The sequence below is a fragment of the Fulvivirga marina genome (genome assembly GCF_016775155.1).
In the GTDB taxonomy this organism is placed as follows: Bacteria; Bacteroidota; Bacteroidia; order Cytophagales; family Cyclobacteriaceae; genus Fulvivirga; species Fulvivirga marina.
Map to the genome: position 1 here is coordinate 26,462 of NZ_JAEUGD010000053.1, position 24,949 is coordinate 51,410.

17 protein-coding genes are annotated in these 24,949 nt (G+C 38.0%); 9 read left to right on the top strand and 8 right to left on the bottom strand.

The features are described 5' to 3' along the window. Positions 1 to 245 precede the first annotated feature (245 nt). The 3 genes from JMN32_RS15170 to JMN32_RS15180 are packed head-to-tail and all read left to right on the top strand — an operon-like array spanning position 246 to position 2,874. Positions 246 to 830 (top strand): DUF6445 family protein, encoded by a 585-nt coding sequence (locus JMN32_RS15170; RefSeq protein WP_202857199.1) that lies wholly within the window; start codon positions 246 to 248, stop codon positions 828 to 830. A gap of 12 nt (positions 831 to 842) precedes the next feature. Next, a complete protein-coding gene (locus JMN32_RS15175) occupies positions 843 to 1,103 on the top strand; it encodes a hypothetical protein (RefSeq protein WP_202857200.1) in 261 nt (86 codons plus the stop codon). A 7-nt stretch (positions 1,104 to 1,110) separates the two neighbouring features. Beyond that, positions 1,111 to 2,874 carry a RiPP maturation radical SAM C-methyltransferase gene (locus JMN32_RS15180; RefSeq protein WP_202857201.1) on the top strand — a complete coding sequence of 588 codons (1,764 nt, stop codon included), beginning with the start codon at positions 1,111 to 1,113 and terminating at the stop codon, positions 2,872 to 2,874. 13 nt (positions 2,875 to 2,887) lie between these two features. Here the strand turns inward: JMN32_RS15180 and JMN32_RS15185 are convergent, their stop codons facing one another. Continuing rightward, entirely contained in the window at positions 2,888 to 4,852 is a 1,965-nt protein-coding gene (locus JMN32_RS15185) for a jacalin-like lectin (RefSeq protein ID WP_202857202.1), read from the bottom strand. A gap of 1 nt (position 4,853) precedes the next feature. Then, on the bottom strand, positions 4,854 to 5,879 hold the full coding sequence (locus JMN32_RS15190; RefSeq protein WP_202857203.1) for a hypothetical protein: 1,026 nt from the start codon (positions 5,877 to 5,879) through the stop codon (positions 4,854 to 4,856). Positions 5,880 to 6,677: 798 nt separating this feature from the next. On the opposite strand from JMN32_RS15190, the gene JMN32_RS15195 reads away from it, so the two are divergent. Beyond that, positions 6,678 to 7,811 (top strand): FAD-dependent monooxygenase, encoded by a 1,134-nt coding sequence (locus JMN32_RS15195; protein ID WP_202857204.1) that lies wholly within the window; start codon positions 6,678 to 6,680, stop codon positions 7,809 to 7,811. A 136-nt stretch (positions 7,812 to 7,947) separates the two neighbouring features. Here JMN32_RS15195 and JMN32_RS27535 read toward each other — a convergent pair whose 3' ends face one another. Then, a complete protein-coding gene (locus JMN32_RS27535; protein WP_262896722.1) occupies positions 7,948 to 8,079 on the bottom strand; it encodes a hypothetical protein in 132 nt (43 codons plus the stop codon). A gap of 418 nt (positions 8,080 to 8,497) precedes the next feature. On the opposite strand from JMN32_RS27535, the gene JMN32_RS15200 reads away from it, so the two are divergent. The 3 genes from JMN32_RS15200 to JMN32_RS15210 all read left to right on the top strand — a co-directional run bounded on the left by JMN32_RS15200 (position 8,498) and on the right by JMN32_RS15210 (position 12,066). Next, on the top strand, positions 8,498 to 9,166 hold the full coding sequence (locus JMN32_RS15200; RefSeq protein WP_238354495.1) for a peroxiredoxin: 669 nt from the start codon (positions 8,498 to 8,500) through the stop codon (positions 9,164 to 9,166). 286 nt (positions 9,167 to 9,452) lie between these two features. Beyond that, positions 9,453 to 10,538, top strand: a complete 1,086-nt coding sequence (locus tag JMN32_RS15205) for a serine hydrolase domain-containing protein (RefSeq protein ID WP_202857205.1) — start codon at positions 9,453 to 9,455, stop codon at positions 10,536 to 10,538. 706 nt (positions 10,539 to 11,244) lie between these two features. Continuing rightward, a complete protein-coding gene (locus JMN32_RS15210; RefSeq protein WP_202857206.1) occupies positions 11,245 to 12,066 on the top strand; it encodes a hypothetical protein in 822 nt (273 codons plus the stop codon). A gap of 290 nt (positions 12,067 to 12,356) precedes the next feature. On the opposite strand, the gene JMN32_RS15215 is transcribed toward JMN32_RS15210, so the two are convergent. From JMN32_RS15215 to JMN32_RS15235, 5 genes are all read right to left on the bottom strand, one after another. Further along, a complete protein-coding gene (locus JMN32_RS15215; protein ID WP_202857207.1) occupies positions 12,357 to 15,461 on the bottom strand; it encodes an efflux RND transporter permease subunit in 3,105 nt (1,034 codons plus the stop codon). Between the two features lie 12 nt (positions 15,462 to 15,473). Continuing rightward, positions 15,474 to 16,985, bottom strand: a complete 1,512-nt coding sequence (locus tag JMN32_RS15220; protein WP_202857208.1) for an efflux RND transporter periplasmic adaptor subunit — start codon at positions 16,983 to 16,985, stop codon at positions 15,474 to 15,476. Between the two features lie 20 nt (positions 16,986 to 17,005). Continuing rightward, positions 17,006 to 17,251, bottom strand: a complete 246-nt coding sequence (locus JMN32_RS15225) for a hypothetical protein (protein ID WP_202857209.1) — start codon at positions 17,249 to 17,251, stop codon at positions 17,006 to 17,008. A 21-nt stretch (positions 17,252 to 17,272) separates the two neighbouring features. Next, positions 17,273 to 18,457 carry a TolC family protein gene (locus JMN32_RS15230; RefSeq protein WP_202857210.1) on the bottom strand — a complete coding sequence of 395 codons (1,185 nt, stop codon included), beginning with the start codon at positions 18,455 to 18,457 and terminating at the stop codon, positions 17,273 to 17,275. A gap of 82 nt (positions 18,458 to 18,539) precedes the next feature. Next, positions 18,540 to 18,971, bottom strand: a complete 432-nt coding sequence (locus JMN32_RS15235) for a hypothetical protein (protein ID WP_202857211.1) — start codon at positions 18,969 to 18,971, stop codon at positions 18,540 to 18,542. A gap of 453 nt (positions 18,972 to 19,424) precedes the next feature. Here JMN32_RS15235 and JMN32_RS15240 point away from each other — a divergent pair, with 453 nt between their 5' ends. Next, entirely contained in the window at positions 19,425 to 19,889 is a 465-nt protein-coding gene (locus JMN32_RS15240; protein WP_202857212.1) for a zinc ribbon domain-containing protein, read from the top strand. Between the two features lie 687 nt (positions 19,890 to 20,576). Beyond that, the gene (locus JMN32_RS15245; protein WP_202857213.1) at positions 20,577 to 24,902 is read left to right on the top strand and encodes a trypsin-like serine protease; all 4,326 of its coding nucleotides are present in this window, start codon (positions 20,577 to 20,579) and stop codon (positions 24,900 to 24,902) included. Positions 24,903 to 24,949 lie beyond the last annotated feature (47 nt).

A 24,949-nucleotide genomic window follows, 5' to 3' on the forward strand; every position in this document is an offset into this window, starting at 1 on the left:
TAGAATCTTCTGAATTTTCTTTAATTCAATAATTGGCTGATAATCAATGTGCACTAAAAATTGACAAAGATCCAAATACAATTACAGGTTTTCTCCACTGACTATTTATTGAAAGGAAATATTCAAAATCTGTTAAAAGCATTTTGAACATTTTAAGTTGTTATGAGTTAGTAACGGTGGATAGGGAGGCAGCTCACTCTCCCAAATGATTTTATAGTGCAAGACCGTTAGGCACAACTATAGACATGGAAAAAAATGACATTAGAATAGTTGATAATTTTTTTGCAGACCCTTTATGGATTCGTGAAAATGTTTTACACTCAAAGTTTTCGCCAAATACTAACTCTGAGTTTTCGTCAAAAAAATTAGGCTTATCAATAGCATTTAAAAATCAATTTCGCAGGCAGGTATCCACATACATTGACAATGTTCAGTCGTATAATTTTATTGATAGCGAATTTTGTTACTATACTTTAGAAGACGAGCATATAAATAAAAAAAATGGACATTGGATACACTCTGACAGATGTCGGCATATTGGAATTGTGTTTCTTACTCCGAACATTGATTCTAGTCTTGGTGGATTGAGCTTCTACCAGCACATTGCTTCAGGGGCAACATCTTGGTATGATGTGGAAAATGATCCTGCTAATCAAAATTTGATTTATTCCGACTCGGTAGACTTAACAAAATGGCATGAATACTTCTATGTAGAGTGGAAATTCAATCGACTTGTGATATTCAACTCGTATTATTTCCATCAAGCAAGAGCCTATTTCGGAAACAATATTTTCAATAGTAGAATTACCCTAAATATTTTCTTCAACTAAAACAAAAATAAAATGGCAAAAAAAGTAACCAGTGGTGAAAACAAAGAGAACCCAATCACCAGTGAATCAGTTCAGACCCAATACGCAATGGAGGAACATTCTAATCCAATAACGAATGAAAATGTTCAAACTCAGTACGCTCGCATTATGGATAACACAAGCGACCTAAAAGGTGTAGTCTTAGAAGTTGACCAAATGGTTAAAGATGTTTTTCCAAATGCTTCCGAAGAATCCAGGATTACCTTGATAACTAAACTCATGGATAAAATATAGTTGTGAAATGAAAAAAACCAATGTCGCTTTGATAGCAAGTATGCCTTGGCCCACGTACAACATGCCCTCAATTCAGGTTGGAGTATTAAAGTCATTCATTGAAAGAGATGGGCACAAATGCATTGGAGCGCATTGGTTTTTAGATATTTACAAATACCTGGGACATGATTTATATACATCCATAAGTTCTGAGTACTTAATTGTTGGGGAAGCAATATATTCAAGCTTATATTTTGAAGAGCACAGAGAAGAGATTGTTAAATCAAACCCTCTATTGCAGAAGACCCTTTCTTCTGATCCAACCTTTTTAGAAAAACTAGATCAAAAACATGATGAAATTCTATTGAGATATAATTGGAATGAAATTGATCTAGTTGGCTTTACACTAAATTTTTCCCAAACAATGCCATCCATTTATATGGCTGCTAAAATCAAAAGGTTAAACCCTAAAATCAAGATCATTATTGGCGGAGCTGAAGGGACTTCAGAAATGGGTGCTTCTCTAATAGATCAATTTGACTGTATCGATTTTGCCTGCAATGGAGAAGGAGAGCAGCTATTACTGGAATTAGTTAAATCTGACCTCGTTGACTTAACAAACATTAAGAAAATAAATAGTTTAATTTATCGTGAAAACGGTAAAACTTACACTAACCCTTCCTCTCAATTAGATTCATTGAGAAACTTACCTGTTCCTAATCTCGATGAGTATTTTACTGGACTGGCCCTTAATAACTTAAATCCATATGATTTATCTGTTGTACTGCCAATAGAATCTTCTAGAGGCTGTTATTATTCATGTAGTTTTTGCTCACTAAATATACAGTGGGATGGTACTCGATTTCAATACCCTGAAACCGTAAAAAATAACATCAGTGAGCTTGTCGCCAAATACAAGATTCTTGACTTTTTCTTTGTAGACAACATTACGCCAATAAACAGTAAAGAAATATTCAGTGAAGTTCAATCCTTAAACTTTGATATAAGATTTTTTTATGAGATGAGAGCGAACATATCGTACGACTCACTTAAGGCTATGCATAAGGCTGGTTTAAAACGGGTGCAAATCGGAACTGAAGCAATGTCTTCATCACTGCTTCGTAAATTCAATAAAAAGAGTTTGACTATTCACAATATTCAGGGTCTTAAAAATTGTGAAGAGTTAGGCATTATAGTCTCATCGAATTTCATAATAAATCATCCTAGTACTGATCAAAATGATATAAATGAAACTATCAAAAATATTAGTTACTGTTATCACTTGCGTCCACCAAGCGCTTTTTCAGAATTTGGTTTAATGTTTGGATCACCAGATTACAATAGTCCTAAGGATACTTTTTCTATTAAGGGAAACCATAAAGATTATCGCAAGATATACCCTCGGAAACAATTCGACGCTTTGAATCTTCCAGTCAAAGAATATATAACAAAATCAAAACCGCCAGACTGGTCATCTATTAAACAGATCGTAGAACACTGGAAAAAAACCTACAATAATAAAACCACCCACCTGCTCTCAATGCAAGACGGAGGTACATTCCTAAAGATTGAAGATCGAAGATATGGCCCTGTTGATGTTTTCATTTTGGATAAAACAGAAAGAGATTTGTATCTCCTCATTAGTCAAATAACGCCCTTCGCAAAAATTAAAAATAAATACCCAGACAAAAATGAAAATGAGCTAAGAACTTGTTTACAAGGTCTAATAGATCTCAAATTAGTTTTTGAGGAAGATGACAAATTCTTAAGTCTTGCAATTAGGTCTGATTAGGGAAAAGTGCAACCTATATTTCTTTCATTTCTTCTGTGGTGATAATCCCTAAACCAATCATGTAATTTCTGAAGGTTCCATGGAACCCAATGATATGACTATTCCCATGAGCTCTTAGCTTATGATGAAAGCCTTCATATTCATTCAAATACTCATCATAGTGTTCCCCAACTTTAATTGTAGGCTTTTTGCCTACTACTTTTCCTTTTTCATCTAGTTTTACAATTTCAAAACCTAAATACCTAATTGCAGAATGTCCCTTGTACTTTTTCGGGTTTCCAAATTGAACTGACTTTAAGATTTCTCCTTTTTCAAAATTGATGGTAGTTTTGTGCTTGCTTTTCTTCCCTCCATGTAATGAACCAGTGATTACTTCATTATCTAGTTGATATTCAATTTGTATATTTGTAATCACCTCTTTGCCATAAACATGTATTCTTTTAATACTTGCTTGTTGCAAGAGTTCTTTTCTTTCTCCCTTCAGTTTCTTGCGATCCTCTGTAAACCAGACATCTTTATCTTGTGGAAACCTATCATTAAAATAGTACCCTAGTTCATCACCTCTTACGGAAGATTCTCTCAACACATACGGTTCGTGCTTTGGAGTGGAAAAAAGACCGTTATTAATGATCTCAACAAGTCCTTTATGAGCATTCAGGATTGGCTCATATTCAACAATATGAAACCAATATTTTGCCTGAGAATAACAATAGATTCTCCAATTATTTACCTCTTCAAATCCATGTTTTTTTACCGGGTCAGTGTTTATGTGATAGAAGTATACATAATCACCATTTCCATCGTAAATACTTTTATCAATGGCTGTAGCATACCTGCTATGGGAGATTGGCCCATCCTTTCTTAATTCAACACCAAACCTCCAGTCAAACTCAGAACCATTAAGACCCTTATAAAATCCAAAATCTATCTTACAGTCCCTGGTACCCATCTTTGACTTTTGCTTAAAGATCATTTCCGAACCTGAATAGCTATACCCAAATTTGGAAGCTTCGCTATTTTCGTCTGCGCCAGAATAATCAAATTCTCTACCATCCGCATCATATTTTGGTAAACTCTTCTTATACAAGTGTGTATGAATCATACTCCTTAGAATACCTTCAAGCTCTTCAAGGTTTCCTTTAATGGTGCTGTACTCATCTAATGATGTAATCCTTCTAAGGTTTCTATCTGAATACCAATCATCTTCTTTAACATTATTATCTATACATTTTTTTATCCAAAATGCTCGGATAAAAGCCTTTCCGTGGATCACAAACTGAGATACTCCCGTCAAAAAAGTTCCAATTGCGGTAACGCCAGTAAACGCTGCCAATTGTTTTAGAGACGCAAATAAATTGGTCCTTAACTGCTCTAGTTTATTTTCGAGATTTTGCCATTCAAATTCATTTAAACAAACTGCGTGATGACTATTCCAAAATGCTTTTTTTATAGCTCTGGAGTAATCATTTACCTCACCTATTGGAGCAAGGTGATAATCTTTTATTGCCTGAGTATGCTTCCAGGTGTCTTTAATATTTTGATTATCATTTTGAGCATCAATCAATTTAGATATTGCATCAAATAACATCGAAAACGGATTTTCTTCCTCACCACCAAACACCCAGTTTCGAAGAACGCCATCCATAGCTGCCAAAGAGGTAGCTCCGATCACATCCTTCTTCTTACCTAAACCCCAAACTGCTGTTTGGAGAATGGGCATCATAAAATCATAAACTTGCCTTAAATCATCTTTCTGATTGGAACTTCTATGCCTATACCGATCATACTTCCAGTTTGGAACATAATAGTTCATAATGAAATCTTCATAACTCCAATTCCATCTTTTTTCATCCCTATATCTTGGCCTATTGAAGGTAAAATTGAATGTAGCACTATATTTGTCATAGATATCATCTATTTTATCTGTAAATAGATAACTTAACTTTTCATCGATTAGCTTACCAGTTTTATGTCCCATCTCAGCTTACTGTATAATTTTTAAATAGATCCTTTAAATAATTAAAACTTAACCTTCTTCCCTCACTCCTTAAATCTAACAGGTAGTAGAGCACGTCCTTATAGTTTCTAATTCCTATCTTTTTAATGTCATGAGTGATTTTTTGGTATTGATCATCTGGTATATCTGGAGTAAAGTATTGAAGATCTAAATAGGCGGTAATCATCAATAGAATATCTACTTCCATTCTTTCTACTACAAAAGAAGAGGAATCAAAATACTCTTTAATCAATTTCACAAACTCAAAATAAAGATCATCATCAATTTCGAGTTGAGGTTCTTCAGAGGACTTTTTATATGCCATTTTGTTGATTACCTCATGTTCTGTCAAGTAAGTAATGGCTGCGGAGATTGCTCCTACTATAGCATAGGCTACTGCTTTATTAATTTTTGTTTTTTCATTATTCTTTAGAAAAGTATCCTTGAATTTCCCCCAGTAAATATTAAAGTCTGATAATTGACTTCGATCATACAACCTTGTGTTTTTAAACAAATCTTGAATTTTTGTATACTGGTTTGTATTCAGGTTCTCATGATCTATTAATTCGCGGGATATTTTTAACAAACGAACGGTTTCTCTTACGTGAGACATTCTGCTTAAAAACGAAAACAACGTTTCAGGGTCTTTGCGTAAAATTTCGGCTCTCCTACTAAGAATATCCGGCCGATCGTCGGGGGCGGCCTCGTCTAATTCACGAAATATGGAAAATAGTTCATCTCTATAAGTTTTATCATAACTGTTGAGATCGATTTTTATGCTCTCTAACTCTGTAGAAACTCTATCGGAACATTCTTTTATTTCTGTAGATACGCCCTCAGGTATTGTACCTTCCCCAGCCTTTAGTACAGTCCATCTTTCAATATCCTTTTTCCATTCTAGGTGATCACTATAAAGTGATTCTAACATAGACCGTTCTTCTTTTACTTTTTCAGAGTGTCTTTCCATGGAGTCATTATGTTCCTCTCCAATATGTCTTGGCTCCTTCATAAAATACGTTAAATAGTTGATGGTGATTTAAAATCGAAAAAAATCCAGTCAAGAAGTTAAATATCTCACATAATAATTACTGTCATTTGAGAAAAAATGACATCATATTATGATGCTGGAAAAATACAATTAGCGAGGTTTTGACACTTCTCTAATGCTTATGATATTTGAAGTTACCCCGAACATCATAGTTAAAAATACAAAACATGGAGGTCAACCAGCAACTTGTCAATTACTTTCTTTTCTTCCCCCGTGAAATTGTGGATAGTTGTGTTAATGAATACGGGAGGATCGCTACTAAGTCGATTGTATTGAGATGATCGACTTTTATTTTAGTGTATTGGTAGTCAGTTGTTTGTGTTTGATTTGTGGTGCTGATGATCTTCGAGTCAAGTTATGTAAAACCTTATCCTATTGTGTAATTTATTGATATTTAGTCAATTATGAGATTGGGCTTCTTTGTGGAGTATCACCATTTCATTACCTTATTCTCTTAAAATGCCAAAGGTTGGACATTGATACACTTTTTTATAGCCGTAGCGTTAAATTTTTCGTAAACGTTAAAAGAACTTTTGGCAAGTAATAAGTACTATTGGGAAAGTTTTGAGAGCCTAATGCTAAAAGTTATTAACTTGTAATGTTTGCTGCCCTCGATTTTAGTCGGTTGTAAGCATTTTTAAAAAAACCTACTGATTTAGCTATCAGTAGGTTAGTATTATAATAGCTATATTGGATATAATATGAATATCACAATGCTGTGATGTTCAGGTGTTGCCACTAACTAGAACAAACAATAAGATGACAGTAAATATAATCGGAGCAGGAATAGGTGGTTTGACCACTGCGGTTGCCCTTCAACGAAAAGGAATTAAGGTTCAGGTTTTTGAACAAGCAGCGGAATTGAAACCTGTAGGTGCCGGAATAATTTTGGCTAACAATGCAATGCAGGTTTACGAGAAATTAGGACTAAAGCCTCAAATCGAGAACCATGGAAATCCAATATCTTCAATGAAGATTACAGCCCCTAGTTTATCACCATTGTCATGTGTTGACTTAAAATATTTCGAGACAAAATATAATTGCCAGAATATTGCAATTCACCGGGGAGCATTACAGCAAATTTTGATAGAGGCATTAGAGCCAAATACCTTGAAATTAGGATATAAGCTCGCAGGAATTGAAGCCTCCGACAAAGAGAGTCTCTTAAAATTTGAAAATAGCAAAGAAATAAGCTCGCAGGTTACATTAGGGGCTGATGGACTTAGCTCCACTGTGAGAAAAAACCTGTTTCCTAACACAAAAATCCGAAGTGCATCTCAAGTCTGTTGGCGTGGAGTTGTTGATATTTCTTTACCTCCGAAATTTCAAAATGAACTCAATGAAGCGTGGGGGAAAGGCGAAAGGTTTGGGTTTGTCCAAATTCAGTCGAATAAAGTGTACTGGTATGCCTTAAAGTCGTTCAAAACTAATCCTAGTGAACATTCCGTCGAAAAGTTATCCCACTATTTCTCAGTTTATAATGATATAATCAGAAATATAATAGAAAGCACTCCAACCAAAAATATTCATACAGCAACTATTGATGACTTGAAACCTATTAAAACTTGGTTTAAGGGAAATATTTGTCTTATTGGGGATGCCGCCCATGCAACAACTCCAAATATGGGACAAGGTGCTTGTCAAGCCATTGAAGATGCTCGTGTTCTTTCGGAATGTCTAAGTAAATATGGTGTAATAAAAGCATTTGAGGAGTATCAAAAATTACGACTACCTAAAGCCCATCAAGTAGTGAATACAAGTTGGCAAATTGGGAAGATGGCTCACTGGAAAAATCCAATGGCAACAAAATTAAGGGATCAACTGATTAAAATGACACCAAGAAATATCAGCCGGAAGCAGTCAGAACAGATATTTAAACTTGAAACGGTTTGACAAAATAGTAACTTTTGGGAACAATGTATATGAAATCGTAGCAGCTATCGACAGTAAGTTGTTGGTAGCTATGCTTTTGAATACCTGAACCAAGTGAGTAAACTTACCTCTGCATGGGTGTAGACGTACAAACCCTTTAAGAATAGTTATAGATAACTGCAGCAAAAACGGCCGCCATCAATTTATCGAGAATAGAAAATAAGTAAGCAGCTTCATACTCGGCAGGAATGAGCAGGTAGAAGGATAGTTCAACTATCCCACCTGCCATAATGAAGAAAAGTATCTTATAAAGTGATCTGACATGAAATTTTTTAAATAGTATAAAGGTAACTACGATGTAGACGGAGAAACCTATGACTTGATCTCTGTCATTGGAGGGTAATGATATTTGTTTGGCTCATTATAAAACGACTTGTTACGCCAATAATTTATATTTTCTACCACAGGCTGTGCCCTCACCGACTACTAACCCAATTGAATAACTAACAAAATCATTTCCGGGATATTTTTGAAAGACAATATTGCTCTTCATGTTTTTCGTTTCTGGCATTTTTAGGGATAGTATGGTCATAATATTAATATTAATCGACCAATTAGAATCATTGCACAACAAGAGTTTTGGGAAATATAGATACGTATAACAAACTATGCCATATCAGTGTTATTAGGCATAAAATATATAGAGAATGGAAGATATAGAAGAAAAACAAGTTTTTACTCAAATACCCAGAATTGGTGATAAGGCACCTGATTTTAAGGCAAAAACAACGAAAGGAGAAATAACGTTTTCAGAATTTGCTAAGGGTAAGTGGGTGGTAATGTTCTCACATCCAGCAGACTTTACTCCTGTGTGTACTACAGAAATGAGCGGGTTTGCTACACGAAAATCAGAGTTTGATGCACTTAATACGGAGTTGCTTGGGTTGAGTATTGATAGTATACATGCTCACTTAGGTTGGGTAAACAACGTTAGAAAAAATACGGGTGTCTATTTTGATTTCCCGATCATAGCAGATTTGGATATGAAAGTATCAAAACTCTATGGTATGCTGCAACCAAACGAAAGTGAAACAGCCGCTGTAAGAGCAGTATTTTTTATTGACCCAGCAAAAAAGGTAAGGCTTATCATGTATTATCCTCTGAATGTAGGAAGAAATATGGACGAGATTCTGCGGGCCTTAGAGGCATTACAAATATCTGACCAGTACGAGGTAGCCATGCCGCTTGATTGGAAGAAAGGAGACAAAGTCATTGTACCTCCTCCAAAGACATTGGATGAATTAGAAGCACGTTTGAAAGATGACTCAGTGGAAAAAGTGGATTGGTATTTGGCCAAAAAGGAACTGGGCAAGTAAGGTTAGATTTAATAGTTAGGGAAGTGTTAAGCTTCCCTTTTACTTTACAGACTATGCTTTTAAAAGCCTGAACCAAGTGAGCAAACTCACCTCTGCATGGGTGTAGATGTATGACAATGAAAGTCCACATAATGATAGCTGAAGATCTTTAATTTTAAATGTTCCTAGCTAAGTAAAGCTTGCAGTACAGCATTGGTATACAACACCTTCCGATAATATATTACCCCATTTGTGTAACCTACATTCGTTTTATTGTTGTCTAATGGGCAAACTTAAAATGAAACAAATGAAGAAAAAATATTATCCTAAATCCAGCACATTAATTATCCTTTTTATTTTTCTGTTTGCACAATCCAAAATCTATGGTCAATCAATAGGTTCCAAGATTGATAGTTTACTAAATAATAAATATACAGACAGCTCTACGGGTGGCGTATTTTTAGTATCTATAGATGGAAAATCTATTTATAAAAAGGCTTTTGGGCTCTCAAACCTGGAGTTAAAAACGCCTATGAAAATAAACAATGTATTTGAAATAGGTTCTCTAACTAAACAGTTTACAGCAATATCTATTTTAATTCTTGCAGAGCAAGGAAAATTGAATTTAAACGATACAATTAAAAAGTTCATTCCTGACTATCCAAATGGTGAATTAATAACCATACATGAATTACTAACTCACACCTCGGGCATTAAAGACTTCACAAAAGTCAAAGGGTTAAATACTATCGCAAAAGAGGATTTAACGCCAAATGAATTGATTGATTTTTTTAAAAGTGAACCGATGAATTTTAAACCAGGAGAAAAGTTTGAATATTGTAATGCTGGTTATATTCTTCTTGGGTATATCATTGAGTTGGTCAGTGGCAAAAGTTATAATGATTTTGTCGAGCAAAATATCTTCAAAAAGCTAGATATGGTTAACTCATATTATGCAAGTCATGATAAAATTATACCTAATAGAGCCTTAGGCTATAGCCAAAAGAATGACCATTATGTAAATACTAGATATATAAGTTTTTCTATACCTTATTCTTCCGGGTCACTAATGTCAACCGTTGAAGATATGTTGAAATGGCAAAAGGCTATAGAAAAACATATTCTAATCAGTGAGGAATCAACTGTTAAAGCATTTACAAATTATAGGCTAAATAATGGAGAACCCATAAACTATGGCTATGGGTGGCATATAAAATCAATAAATGGGATGCCTAGTTATGAACATGGAGGTTCAATTTTTGGATATAAATCAATGGGAGTGTACTTGCCAGACAATGACATTTATGTCATTGCATTAAGTAACTGTGGATGTAATTCTCCAACCGAGGTTACGCGAAAAATAGCAGAAATAGTTGGAGAAAGTTTAAACTAAAACGCTGTTCAATACATGGTATAGTGTAGCGGGTTTTTCAAGCGTTTTGGCTCCATCTTAAATTGTAAGAAATAGCTTCGAACTCCCGCACGCCACCATGTCAGCACCCCGAAAAGAGAGAAGTGGTTGGTGTTGATATGGAATCGGGACTTTTCATTATGCCAATTCTCAGAAAAAGGTTTTATAGCTCAAGGGGTTCAGGAAGGCCACCACTTACAATTCATCGAGAGATTTGGTATGCCAAAACAAATAAAACAGTTATTGGTTTTTCAATAAAAGCTGCACTCTACCTAATAAATCGACAAGTTCTAATTGCTCATCATCGTTTAAGTGAGCTATATTGGATGTTACCATGTCTGAAGAAAGATTATCTAATTTCTGATATTCTCTTTTCCCTTTATCCGTGAGATTGATAATGTACACTCGGTTATAAAAAATAGCGATTGTTTAATGTAATTTGTTTTAGACTACAGTTTATGTTGACGGACATTGCCGTGCATTCTTCAGGGTATTATGACGAACAAAACATAGTGGAGAGATACCTGACGGTTAACTGTAAGTTGTTGCTAATCTGAAATATATATAGAAATTGTAAGGGCAGTGGGCTTGGCAAGTTCAGTTCTTTACAGTTAATTTACAACGAGGAACAACGACTCACCTCTATATATCCCTGTCTTAGCCGAGTGTTAGTAACAAATTAGAAACCATGCATAAAACCATAATATCATTACTGTTAGCAATTACATTTTTTTCGTGTGAACCTCAGAAGGCAACTGAAATTATTGTTATTGGGACCCAACACAAACCCGTACCGAATTTTAACCCGGAGACTCTTTTTAATATATTGGAAAATGTAAAACCTGATTTAATTTTACATGAACTAGATTCCTCGTCTTTTAATTCAAAGTTTGAATTTAAAGATGCTCCCTCCGAAAATGAAGGAATAGCTTCTTCAAAATACATCGAAAAATACCCAACTACTCAATTAAGACCCTACGAATTTGAAGGCAGAAACCAATATAGAATAGACAAAGGAATGCGGCCTACGGATGGGTTAACCCTAAAGTTAGTAGACAGTCTTTATAGAGTTGACTTGTTAACCACGTCAGAAGCTAAAATTTTTGAAGCGTACAGGGAGGCTTTAGAACCGTTAAAAATAATTGCTGCAAAAAGTCCGGAAGCCTGGAACAACTCAATAGCAGATAGCTTATGTGAAAATCGCCAGTTTTACCAATATCAAATGGTTCCCAAAATCACTAATACGCGAGAGGAATTTGCTAATAGATTTTTAACAAAGCCGAATGGGGAAAAAATAAGTTACAGGGATGGGTATCAACTTTGGGCTGATTTTTGGGATTTAAGAAATCAAACGATGGCAAAAAACATCATGATAATTTCTGAACAAAATGAAGGGAAAAGAATTGTTGTCATGGCAGGTTTTATGCATCGCTACTACTTATTAAGGGAATTAAAAGAGTTAATAAAAGGGAAAAATATAGAGATAAAAGAGTTTTATAAAATAAACTAAGAACAGCTACTATACACCTGCATAACTTACTACCTGATTTAAGTGACACTTTTCTGTACTCATACAATGTTAGCAGGGGAAGCGGACCTATTGTTAGCATATGATTTGAAGTGAGCAAGAAATCCAATGGAGCTACTTACTAAGGTAAGTCAGCAATAACCATGTTTCAAGGCTAATATCTGGCAATAGAAACAAAGTGTGGTGTGGTAAGGAAAGTGTAATTGGCCCAAGGGTAGCCTCTCCAATAGGAGTGCTCCCCCTGGAACCATTGGGTTTTGAACGATCGAAAGTTATTTGCCTGGTATATAATTTTTAATGTCCCTTTGGGAGACTAATTCATAAACACAAGGGATTACTACCAGATTCAATAAGGTAGCTGAAAATAATCCACCCAGAATTACTACAGCCATGGGGCTTTGAATTTCATTGCCAGGTTCACCGCCCTTCATTGCCAGAGGGATTAGCGCCAGGCCGGTAGTGAAAGCTGTCATTAAAATAGGATTCAGTCTGTCCAGGACACCGGCTTTGAGTAGTTCAAGGCCATGCATCCCTTCCTTTCGCAAGTCCTCATAGCGAGATACCAGCAATATACCATTCCTTGTAGCTATACCAAACAAGCTGATGAAGCCTATGGTAGCCGCAATACTGATGATACCGCCGGTAAAATACACGATCAATATACCGCCAATCAAAGCCAGAGGCAGATTGATCAGTACAATGAAGGATAGCTTTGCGTCCTGAAACTCGAAGTAGAGTAAAAGGAAAATGATGAGAATGGCTATCACAGCAGTTATTACAAGCAGTTGTGATGCCTTGGCTTCACTTTCAAACTGCCCGCCATATGCTACACGGTACCCTTCAGGGATTTCAATATTGCTATTGATTATTTCCTTAATATCATTCACCACGCTTCTCAGGTCACGGCCCTGAACATTGGCGGCTACCACAATTTTGCGCTGCACACTTTCTCGACTGATGGTGTTGGGGCTGCTCACAGAAGCAACTTTTGCCAGTTGATTTAATGTAGTATGGCCTCCGTTTGGCAGGCTAATCAAAGCAGTTCTGATATTGTTAATACTATTTCGGGATTCTTTGCGGAATCGGACCACCAGATCAAAATATTGTTGTCCCTCATAGATTTCTCCCACTTTCTCACCTGCAAAAGCAATATCTACCTGCTCCATCAGGTTGCCCACCGTCATACCATAAGCGGCTAGCATCTGGCGGTTGGGAGTAACCCTGATCTGAGGAACTTCTATTTGCTGGTCTACAGCTACGTCGGCAATTCCATCGATAGATTTGATACCCGATTCTACACTTTTGCCCAACTCAAATAAGCGCTGTAGGTCGGAGCCAAAGATCTTGATGGCGATGTTGGCACGGGTACCGGATAGCATGTGATCAATACGGTGAGCAATTGGTTGTCCCAAGGTGATATTAACCCCGGGAACTACACTCAGTTTTGTTCGCACTTCCTCAAAGAATTGTTCCTTCGACTTGCCATCGAGTGTAAATGGTACATCTATTTCAGCAGCATTCACACCTTGGGCATGTTCGTCCAGTTCGGCACGTCCCGTCCTTCGGGTTATCACATCCACTTCAGGCATTTCCAAGAGCAGCTTTTCAATCAACTGACCATTTTTATTGCTCTCTTCCAAAGACATACCAGGCACGCCCACTGCACTAATTACTAAAGATCCTTCATTGAACTCGGGCAGGAAACTACGACCTAGTTGTGTTAGCAAAATCAAACTGATCATAAAAGCTCCAACAGTCAACCCTATCACCGTTTTGGGAAATTTCAATACTTGTTCCAGCATCTCTGCACACCGGGCTTGAAGCCAACGTTCTACCTTAGTTCCTTTCACTTGTTTGGTGAGCACACTTTCACTTTTTAGCAAATAAGAACACAGAACCGGGGTTACAGTCACTGCCACAATCAAAGAGGTTAATACTGAAGTAATGAAAGCGATACCAAGTGGCCGCAACAATCTGCCTTCCATTCCGCTCAGGAAAAACAAAGGTACAAATGATACTATGATGATGAGTGTTGCAATGATGATCGAACTACGGATTTCTACCGAAGCATCTTTTACCACCGTGAGCACAGGTAATCGCTCAGCTTTGGGTTTTCGAATGTTCTCCCTCAATCGTTTAAACACATTCTCTACATCGATGATTGCATCATCTACCAAGGCACCTATGGCAATAGCCATACCGCCCAAACTCATCGTGTTGATGGTATATCCTAATAATTTTAATACGATGATGGAAACTAACAGGGAAACCGGAATCGCTACCAATGAAATAACAGTTGTTCGCCAGTTCATCAAAAAGATGAACAATACAATCAACACAAAGAAAGCACCTTCCAACAGTGTTTGGTTCAGGTTGTCAATAGACGCTTCAATGAAATTGGCCTGACGGAATATACGGCTTTTGATTTCCACACTTTCAGGCAAAGTATTATTCAAATCAGCAATTGCCTCATCCAATCTATTCGTCAACTCTAAAGTGTTGACATCAGGTTGTTTGGAAATCGTGAGGATTACCGCAGGAGCAGCATTCAATGAACCATCACCTATTTTGTCAGCAGCTGCAATCTTTACTTCTGCCACATCCTTAACCTTGACCGACTGGCTGTTGATATTCTTGAGAACAGCTTCTTCCAAATGTTCTACCGAATAAGCTCTTCCGCTCCCTTTGATGATGTATTGATTGCCATACTCATTCAAAAATCCACCTGGAGCATTCACATTGCTTTCCTGCACTTTTTTCAGAAGTTCGCCAAGGCTCACACCGTAATATTTCAGTTTCTCAGGATTGACAAGTACCTGGTATTGCTTGTAGTCTCCACCGATCACAATCACATTGGAGATACCCCCAATGGATTTGATTCTTGGTCTGATCGTCCAGTCAGCAAGTGTTCGCAATTCCATTGGAGACAAACTATCGGAACGTACACCCAATAGCATTACTTCACCCATAATAGACGATATAGGGGCCATCGTAGGCGTACCTACCTCAGAAGGTAAGTTTTCTCGTACCAGAGGGATACGCTCACTCACAATTTGTCTTGCTCTATAGATATCAGTTCCCCATTCAAATTCTACCCAAACAATAGAAATTCCGGCAGCAGATGAAGAGCGGATTCTACGCACATTGGGCGAACCATTCATAGCAGTTTCCAATTGGTAAGTCACCAATTTTTCCACCTCTTCGGGTTCCATTCCGTGAGCTTCGGTCAGGATGGTCACCGTTGGAGCCGTTAAATCTGGAAACACATCCACATTCATATTACGGGCTATGTACAAGCCAACTACACTCAGCACTATTGCACCCAACAGCACCATCAATCGGTTTTGTAATGAAATTGATAATATCTTATTCAACATAACTTCAACCTTTTAATGTGCGTGTCCATGAGCAGGAGCCTGACCAGACATAGATGCCATTTTTACCTGATAAGCACCTTTACTTACTACTACTTCACCCAAAGACAAACCTTTGGTGATTTCTACTTCACTGCCATTTCGCTTGCCGAGTGTCACATTTCTGCGTTCAAAACTTTCGCCGGATATTTGGACAATTACTGAGTAATTGCCATAATCCTCCATCAGGCAGGAAGCAGGAACCACCAAGCTTTCAGAAGAAGTACCAACAGCCAGTTGTGCTTCCGTGAAACTGCCTTCCGGCATTTCCACACCTTCATTCACTTCAGCAAAAACTGAGATCAATGGTTTATTGGCTTCTACCTCTTTGCTCACAGACAAGATTTTTCCCCTCTTTTCATTCAGGCTTGACCATGACCCTGCTTTAGGCTGATACCAGATATTTTGAATGTTTTGAAGTTCGGCATTGTATATAGGGCTGACCTGAATCTCCAGCAAACTACTCTTTTGACTTGTAACCGTCACTAAAGGGCTCCCCTGGCTGGCAAAACCCCCATTTACGGCCTGAATGGATTTAATGAAACCATCAAACGGAGTCGTGATCTGCTTGCCTCCGGCGCTATATCCTTTGCTCAATGTTTGATAATTGGTTTTTGCTACCTGGTATCTTTGCTCTACCTGTTCAAACTCCGCCTTAGGTACAATCTTGGAATGGTATAACTCCTTCTTCCGTTCGTATTCCGCCTTAGCTTGTTTATAATCAGCTTTTGCTTTTTGGATCTCTGCACCCAGGTTATTAGATGTGAGACCTACACTGCTTACAGTCATCAAAACCTGACCTTTCTTCACCAGGCTACCTTCTGTCAACACACCTGAGCTGAAGTTTATTCGTCCTGTTGCAGGGGCTACCAATGTTTGATAATCAGAAGGAGCTACTTTCCAAACACCAGAAGTGGGAATGGTTTGATATACCGCTTTTTTCAATACAGCTGCTGTTTGAAATTCCATTTTCCATGCTTGTTCTTTTAGGAACGTGATGACATTGCCATTCTCTTCCTCTTTGCCCAAAGCCTTTTCAGCTTCTTCTGCGGTGGCAAAAACTTGAATTTCTTTCAGCACAATCCGATCAGAATAAGAAGGAGTTTTCAATTCAAAGACCAATTGATGAATCCCTGCTTCTTTTGGCTGTAGTGATGGCCCAAAGATCCCAGGAGAAGAAGGAGCGTCCACGGAATGGCGAATACCCTTATCACCTTTTATCAAGCTCACACTTACACTTCCCTTTCTCACCGGTTGGTGTCCATCCAGTATCGTGAAGTGTGCAGCAAACCGGCTCGTTTCACCTACTACCAGAGCAGGAAACTCTACGAACAATTCAGTTTGATCTGTCCAAATCGTATAATCTATAGCGGGCTTACCGTCATTTGCATGAGAATGACCGCCTTCTTCGTCATGGCTATGTCCATGATCTTCCGCTGATTGGCAGGAAAACACCATCAACGAAAGCAATACCATTATATATCGCATATCAACTTTTAGTTCAAGAATTAATGATCGTGATGAGTTGACCCGTCATCATGTGTATGAGTGCCTTCCTCAGTATTAGTGGAGTCATTTGTTACTGTAAACTCTTCTTGTTCTTGATGCTCGGCATGCTCATGAGAATGATCAGCATCATCATGTGTGTGTGTCTCAGTGTCGTGTGAATGGCCATGTTCTGATTCTGACTTCTTCTCTGAACAGGCAATGGCGAAAACAAAAGTTAATGCGATAAGAATATTTGAAATTTTCATAATAATTTGATTTTTAAGATTTTACAATTGATGTTTTAATATTTGATTTTGCGATATATAAAGTTGGTATTGCATATCTAACATAGCGTCGTAAGCCTTTCGGTAAAACTGAAGCTCCATATAATATTCAAGAAACGACAACTCACCCAACTGATAGGCTTGCAGCAACAACTCATCACTATTGAGCCCTGAAAGTGTAGCCTCATATTCTTGAAATTTGGAAAGCATGATTTGATAATCACTGAATTGCTTTTCAAATGAAGCATGTGCTTGTAGAGTTCTTGATGAAGTAACAGTTTGCTGAAAATTCAGTTGAGACTGAGCGGCTTTTACTTTATTGCGATTACTCCATAACGGTATCGTCACTCCTGCATAAATGCCGGAAAACCGCTCACCTGCAACTCCTTGATTATTGTAACCAGCAATGAGATCGGGTAAGGATTTGTTTTTGGCTAATTTTAACGTTTGCTGAGCAATAACCTCTAGTTGTTTCAACTGAGTCATTTCCGGGTCTTGTACCTGTTTTTCTTGCCAGATGGAATCTTTGCCAGTCAAAAGCAATGTAGTACTATATTCGTCTAAATAGAAGCTTATTTCATTACCTCCATTCAAATTGGTGAGTTGCAACAATGCATTTTTGATATCGCTCTCAATCTGCAGAACCTTAAACTGCTCCTGCATCCACGCTACTTTAGCTTTATTGAGTTCCAGGATACCAACTTGTTCCTTTTCATATAGCTCTTGTACTTGTTCGAACACTTGCCTGGCCTGTTTAACCCGGATCGATTCAGTATCCAATCGCTTATTCAAATAGATCAGGTTCAGGCAGTAGCTTTTGGCCTCTGCAAGTATTTTTTGTCTTTTGGTTTGATAGTCTAATGCCAGTTGATTCGATTGTTGATCGATAAGGCTGCCACGAGCACTGTAAACCGTTGGAAATTCAAAAGACTGACTAATTTGAAACTCGGTATAATCACCCGTGCTATGTTCTCCAAAAGGGAGGTAGTAAGCTCCTATTTGGGGGGCAGGTAAATTGTTATCGGATTTCAACTCAAGTCTTTTGCTCTCCACATATTCGGACAGAGCCTTTAGCTCTTGGTTGTTTTGTTCTACTTGTTTGAGAGTGCTTTCAATAGATGAAGATTGGGCAAAACCACCCAACGACAGCAAGCATCCGCACAAGACGAACACAATATCTTTATACATGTAAATTGATTTTAGGATGAATCAAATAATGAACTGCATACAATGTATGCATCTATGGCAAGGCAATTCTTGCACAGAATAATTATCCTAAAGAAGGAGGGCCACGGTGTGGGTATGCCTGTAAATAAGGCGGTTGGTGTGTTAGTAAGTTCGTATAGAGGGTAAATTTCTGTAAGTCTGAGTCAATATACCCACTTCTGATACTCCAGTATTCTTTTTGTATGATGGTTATAACACCAAACTCTTTAGCAGATTTTGTTGAGAAAGTAGTTGTAGGTGTGGAAGTAAATTGATGCGTATGCCCCGAATGAGAGTGGTTTTTGCTAAGGAGATCAAGTAAAATATTATATTCAGTTGAATTTTCTTCTGAATGATGGTGACTTCCTTGGTGCTCCGTATGAGGTGCATGCTCTTCATTATGCTGATGATGCACATGGGGAAAAGCATTATGAGCCGTAAAAACGCTAATAATGATTAAAAACAGGTATGCTTTAATTTGCGAAGCTTTCCTCATATTTTGTGAAAATAATAAATTTAGAACTAATGGAAAGTATTAATCTTAGCAAATGGCAGAAATATAACTAGAGGAAAGGGGTATTTACGTGACTTTCTCAAGCTAAGGGTGAGTGTTTTGGTAGGCGTGTACTATGAGTGCAAAATATATCCCCAAAATGATAAGTGTTTAAAATTTACAATTAAACTACTTATACAGAATATATCTTTGTGGCTGATTATTAACTGGTTCCAGTTGTTTGTTTGCACTTTTTCGGTAGGAGGGTAACTAGTAGAGGAGGTTGGCTTTTGGGGAGGCATACTGTTTGGCAATTGTCAGGTGAGCCGTTAAAAACATGACGCCTTCCAAGAAATGGAAAATGCTATTATTCAGAAGGTGCATTTACACAGATTTATAAATTAAGAAAGGGGAAAAGAAGTTCCTGAAATGGAACAATCCAAGTTTAATAGACTGATGAAAACCTGTATCAAATGCCAGGAGTCAATAGAAATAGAGACTCGGTTCTGTCCAAAGTGTGGATTAGATCAAAATCAAATAACTTTAGTAGCCAGTTCTTCATTTCTTATTACGTTGTGTATTCTAACAATTGTTGGGTCAGTAATAACAATAGGAAGAGCCCTTCTATATGAAATAGTGGCCTCGGCAGTGGAACAAGACTATTATCGTGGGTGGATATATTTTTGGTCTTCGGGAGGCACCCTTATTGGAGCAATAATGATGCTTCAAAAGAAAATTAATGGGTTATATGTCTATTCCATCTCTCAGGTGATATACTTGATTACTATTGTTGTAGCATCATTTTCATATGGAGATGTGTCCGCAGAGATTGCATTTTTCGTTGCGATGTGCTTTTTCCTTCCTTCTTTGGTGATGCTATACCTGTATTGGCTGAAAGTGGTTAGACAACACCTGAACTAAATTAAATATTAGAAAATCAGACCTATTGCCAGTTAGTCATTGATTGGGCATATGTCTTAGTGCCCTTCTAGGAACTGTGGTACGGCTTGACCATAACGTAAACCTTCACATAAAGGTGTCAAGCTGCTTTCTGCCATTTTATACGATGAATCTAAGGTTTATTTATGAGCCATGCCTCAACATGGCCGCTATCCAGTTTGATTTTTTAAGCATCTGCTTTGACCTTGTTCTTTATACAAACACATGCCTGATAATCTGTGTTTTACATTAATGTTTTGTGAATTCACAGCGTCCTTTTTCATGGCCATATTTTAGTGCTGTATCATATCGGCTTTTAAAAGTTGAAGCAGCCATAAAGCTAACTGATGTAGAAGGTGCACTAAAATGACTTATCAGCCGGAGAACTCGATTTTCCCTTTACAGTGAGGAAGTTAGGTGATAGTTTGCCATTCTTTTCCTTAAAGAATAAAATCTTTTCCCCGGATGTCACTCTCTTTTTAGCGGTGAAAATTGGAATTAATTTCCTTCTAAGGAGTAACTCATCTCACTTCACTCCTGATCATAGTAAATAAGGGTGACAAATAGGTGGACAATTTATTATGAGGCATAAGTTTTCTAAAGCTCTGATGTAATTTGAACGCTTGTATGAAGATTATTAAGTAGTTAACCTAACCAATTGTAGTAAATATGAATGTACAATTACGTCTTTTTTTAACATTTTTATTCACGTCTGTGCTTCTTTCGAACATAGGCTTTGCTCAAAAGGAAAGTCTGATCAAAAGATTTAATCCTCCGACCAGTAAGTTAGATTTAGTAGAGCCTCAAAGGTTACAGAGTACCTCCTCTGACCAAGGGTCCGGAGTTACGTATTCAATAGGTAATTCCGGTATAGATGAAGAACCAATTGTTGGTGGTACAGGAGTTGATATTTCAGAGCGTCCCTGGCAAGTTGCTCTGATTGCTAAATCCAATGGGTTTCAGTTTTGTGGGGGAACAATCATTGATGAAAATTGGATTGTGTCAGCCAATCATTGTATAAATGGAGCTACAGCAGATGCAGTTCAGATCTTTGCAGGGAGCACGGATAAAACTGACTTTGCAGGAGGACAGCTTATCGATGTGGATGAGATCATCATGTACCCGGGCTTTGATAATGTAGGTGGAGGGTACGACCTCGCGCTACTTCACCTGGCGGAACCTTTAGATCTAAGTGGTCCTAATGCACAAAAAGTAGGTTATGTAACCAAAATAGATGAGGCCAACGGTCTTATTGATCCAGGTGTGATCGCTACTGTTTCAGGGTGGGGTACACTAGAGTCAAACGGGAGTGCATCTGATGTATTGATGTCAGTTGATGTGCCCATCGTGAGTAATGAAACTGCGAACTCGCTGGATTATGATGGAAAGATCACGGAGACTATGCTGGCTGCGGGAGATATCGTAAATGGTGGATCAGATGCTTGCCAGGGAGATAGCGGGGGACCCCTTGTGGTGCCCAATGCATCAGGTTCCGGGTATTTACTTGCAGGTGTAACAAGCTGGGGCAATGGCTGTGGAGTGGCTAGTGCTCCGGGGATTTATGCCAGAGTTCCATATTTTGCTGACTGGATTGCTGAGACTACCGGGGTGCTTAATAATCAATACCCAGGCTTGATTATAAGCGAAATAGTTGAGGGTGATGAGATGGGAGAGGATTTACCAAAGTATGTTGAAATATTCAATGCCTCGAAGGAAAGTTATAATCTGGATAGCGTGGCAATTGAGATCTATACGGATGCAAATCATGAATCACCAATTACAATAGCTCTTTCCGGGGTTCTTGCTCCGGAATCTACTTATATAATCTCAAAATTAGAATTTGATCCATCAATGGCCGTTTTTTTCCCTGGAGCCAGTGCCGATCTAATTGATGGGACACTTGATTTTGATGGTAATGATGTAATACGATTGGTAGCAGCGAACGAAGGGTATACTATTGATCAGTATGGAGTAACTGATGCAGACGTAACCGGGGCATTCTTTTGGAGTTATGAAAACTCTATTGCAATCCGGAAACCTTTCGTGCGGAAAAGTAACTCGGGAGGTTTTCTCGAAAATACTTTCGCTGAGTGGGAGTTGAAGTCATATTTACTGTTTGATATTACCCCGGGAACGCATACATCTGCGTTGCCTGCTAATGATGTAACACTTAACTCCATCGCTAATATTTCTAATGGTAAAGAATTTATAACATGTGGTACGGGTTATACCGTGACCCCTGAGGTAAGTATTAAAAACAGTGGTTCATCAGAAATCACGTCTTTAAAACTATCTTTTACATCTAATGTTGGGGATAGCATTATGACTTATGATTTGACGGGTAGTCCCTTGGCAGTGGGAGCAGTAAGCACCATCTCAGGACCAGAAGTGGATTTTGGAGCGTCTGGGGCCTATTCTTTCTCTGTTGAAGTTGTTTCTGTTAATGGAGGAACGGATGGTAACCCAATCAATAGCGCAGCCCTTGAAGTTGGTTTTAGTTTGACAAAAGGATACCCGGTGACATTTTCTATGATTTTTGATGATGAATCTGTAGAAAATACTTTTTTTATCTATGATGAAAACATGGAGAATGTTATTTATGAAGGCAACGGTGGAGAGTTTTTTAACGGGTATGCATCCGGGGAGACCTACGAGGAGATAATGTGTCTGCCGGAAGGGTTTTATAACTTTGTGTTCTATGACCTTGAAGCAGGTTTTTTTGGGTATGATGCAGGTGAAGGATTGCATGATCCCGGAGTGGCCACTCTTACCATTAATTCAGGTACAAATGGCGATGTTGAAGTTGTAGAAGTATCAGGCTTATTTAGTGGAGGGATACTAACTTATGGGTTTAAATTACCTTATGAAAGTGTAACTGACGCCTCTGTTGAAATTGTGAATCCTGTTACAGGGGATTATAGAATGAGATGTGATGCAGCTCAACCGGTTACTGTAGAGGTTAAAAATGTTAACTCGATAGCGATTAATCAATTTAGTTTGAGTTATGGGCTTACGGGGGCTACTACGTTGACCTATGATTATTCCGGGAAGCCACTTTTATCAGGCGAATCTGCCACAATAACATTAGATGATATTCCATTTGCAGAAGGTGTTAATTCATTTGAAGTAAATATAGCTTCAATAAATGGAGGTGCGGACGATAATGCTGCGAATAACTCATCGACAGAAAGTGTTGAAATTATAATACCCGACACCCCTGAGACACTTACCCTGGGAATTACTCCGGATGATTACCCTACTGAGGTTTCCTGGGAGCTTTTAGATGATAGCGGGAAATTGATCGCACAAGGGACATTAACAAAGGAGAGTGCCAATATACTACAGGAAGAGACGCTGTGTCTGGTTGAAGGCACATATACTATCAGGTTGTTAGATGGACATGGTGACGGAGGAGCAATGGCTGTTGCCACTGATGCTGACGGAAATATTATATTTAGAATCGGGCCGAATTATAAAACTGAAATCGAACAGGAATTTTCGTTACCGTTCGTACCTCGTGTAGATGGTTCAATTCAACTGGCCAGCCCTGAAAGCGGAAACAGCTATACCTTTTGTTCAACTTTATCAAATGTCCCTGCCAAGGTACAATTTGTAAACAAAGGAAATGTACCGGTAACTGGGTTTGAGCTTACCTATGGTTTTGGAAACCTGAATCAGACTTATACTTTTGATACGGAGGAAGTGGGGGTTGCCATTCAAGTAGGACAGTTGGCAAATGTTTTTTTGGAGGTGCCTGTAGCAGTAGGTAGTGATTCACTCAAATTTGAGCTGGTTTCTGTTAACGGAGCTAGTGATGCAGATGAAAGTAATGATTTTGCAGGGGCTAATATCGAAGTGGCAATAGATAATTCATTGAATAGTCTGCACGCTGAATATACCACCGATAATTATCCTGATGAGTTTTCGTATGAGATTATAGATGCAAGTGAAAATGTTGTTGCTTCTTCTGCCGGATTGAGTGAATTTTACACTACTATAAAACAAGAATTCTGTCTGGCTGATGGAAGCTATATCTTCAAGTTTCATGATGACTATGGAGATGGCGGTACCGCTGTAAAATTGACCAACGGTCATTCAGGAGTTCTTTTTGATGAAGTTAGTAGTTCGGGTTATACAACTGATGGACAAATCCCATTCTGTTTTGGCTGTGGAGAAGTAAAAGTACCTCTTAATCCTTTAGCGGAAGCCACGGACAGTGGAGTACTGCTGACATGGACGGACAATTCTGATAATGAAGAAGGATTCAACATAGAAAGATCATTGGATAAAGCAAGCTGGAATTCTTTAGGAACCGTTAACCCGGATGTGGTCTCTTACCTGGATGCAGCAGTGACAGCCGGAACTACCTACTATTATCGTTTGGAAGCTTTTAAAGGAGATACAGTTTCCGGATATAGTACCATTGCCGAAGCAACTGCTATTGCAATAAAAGTTGGTATAGCAACTCCCGGAAGCTTAACAGCTGAAGCTACAAGTGCCAAAGTTACTCTAAGCTGGGAAGATAATTCTGATAATGAAGAAGGGTTTGGTATAGAAAGGTCTTTGGATAAAGCAACTTGGGAAGTAATAGATACTGTTGCTGCCAATACCACAACAGCTGTTGATAATACAGTGACCTCAGCTACTACTTATTTCTACCGTGTAAGTGCATTTTCGGGTGGTGATTCTTCTGATTATAGCAATGTAGTTGAAGTAAAGACAGGTGTTGTTTTAGGATTGGGCAACGAATTTGAAATAGGTATGTATCCCAATCCGGTTGAGCGTGGAAGTGTGCTTACCGTGAAGTTACCAAACAAAGCGACTGTAAGCTCTGTAGTAGTAGTAGATGTTACCGGAAGATCGCAGAGTGTGGACACGAAAATAACTCAAAACAGTCTTTTGATCGATACAGGTGCAATACCTGCTAACATTTACCAACTGATTATTAAATATAAAAGTGGAGACATATCTTTTGGTAAGTTTGTAATAAAATAAAAGTAATATTTAAACTAAATGGGGCCGTCTCAAAAGGCTATGGAATC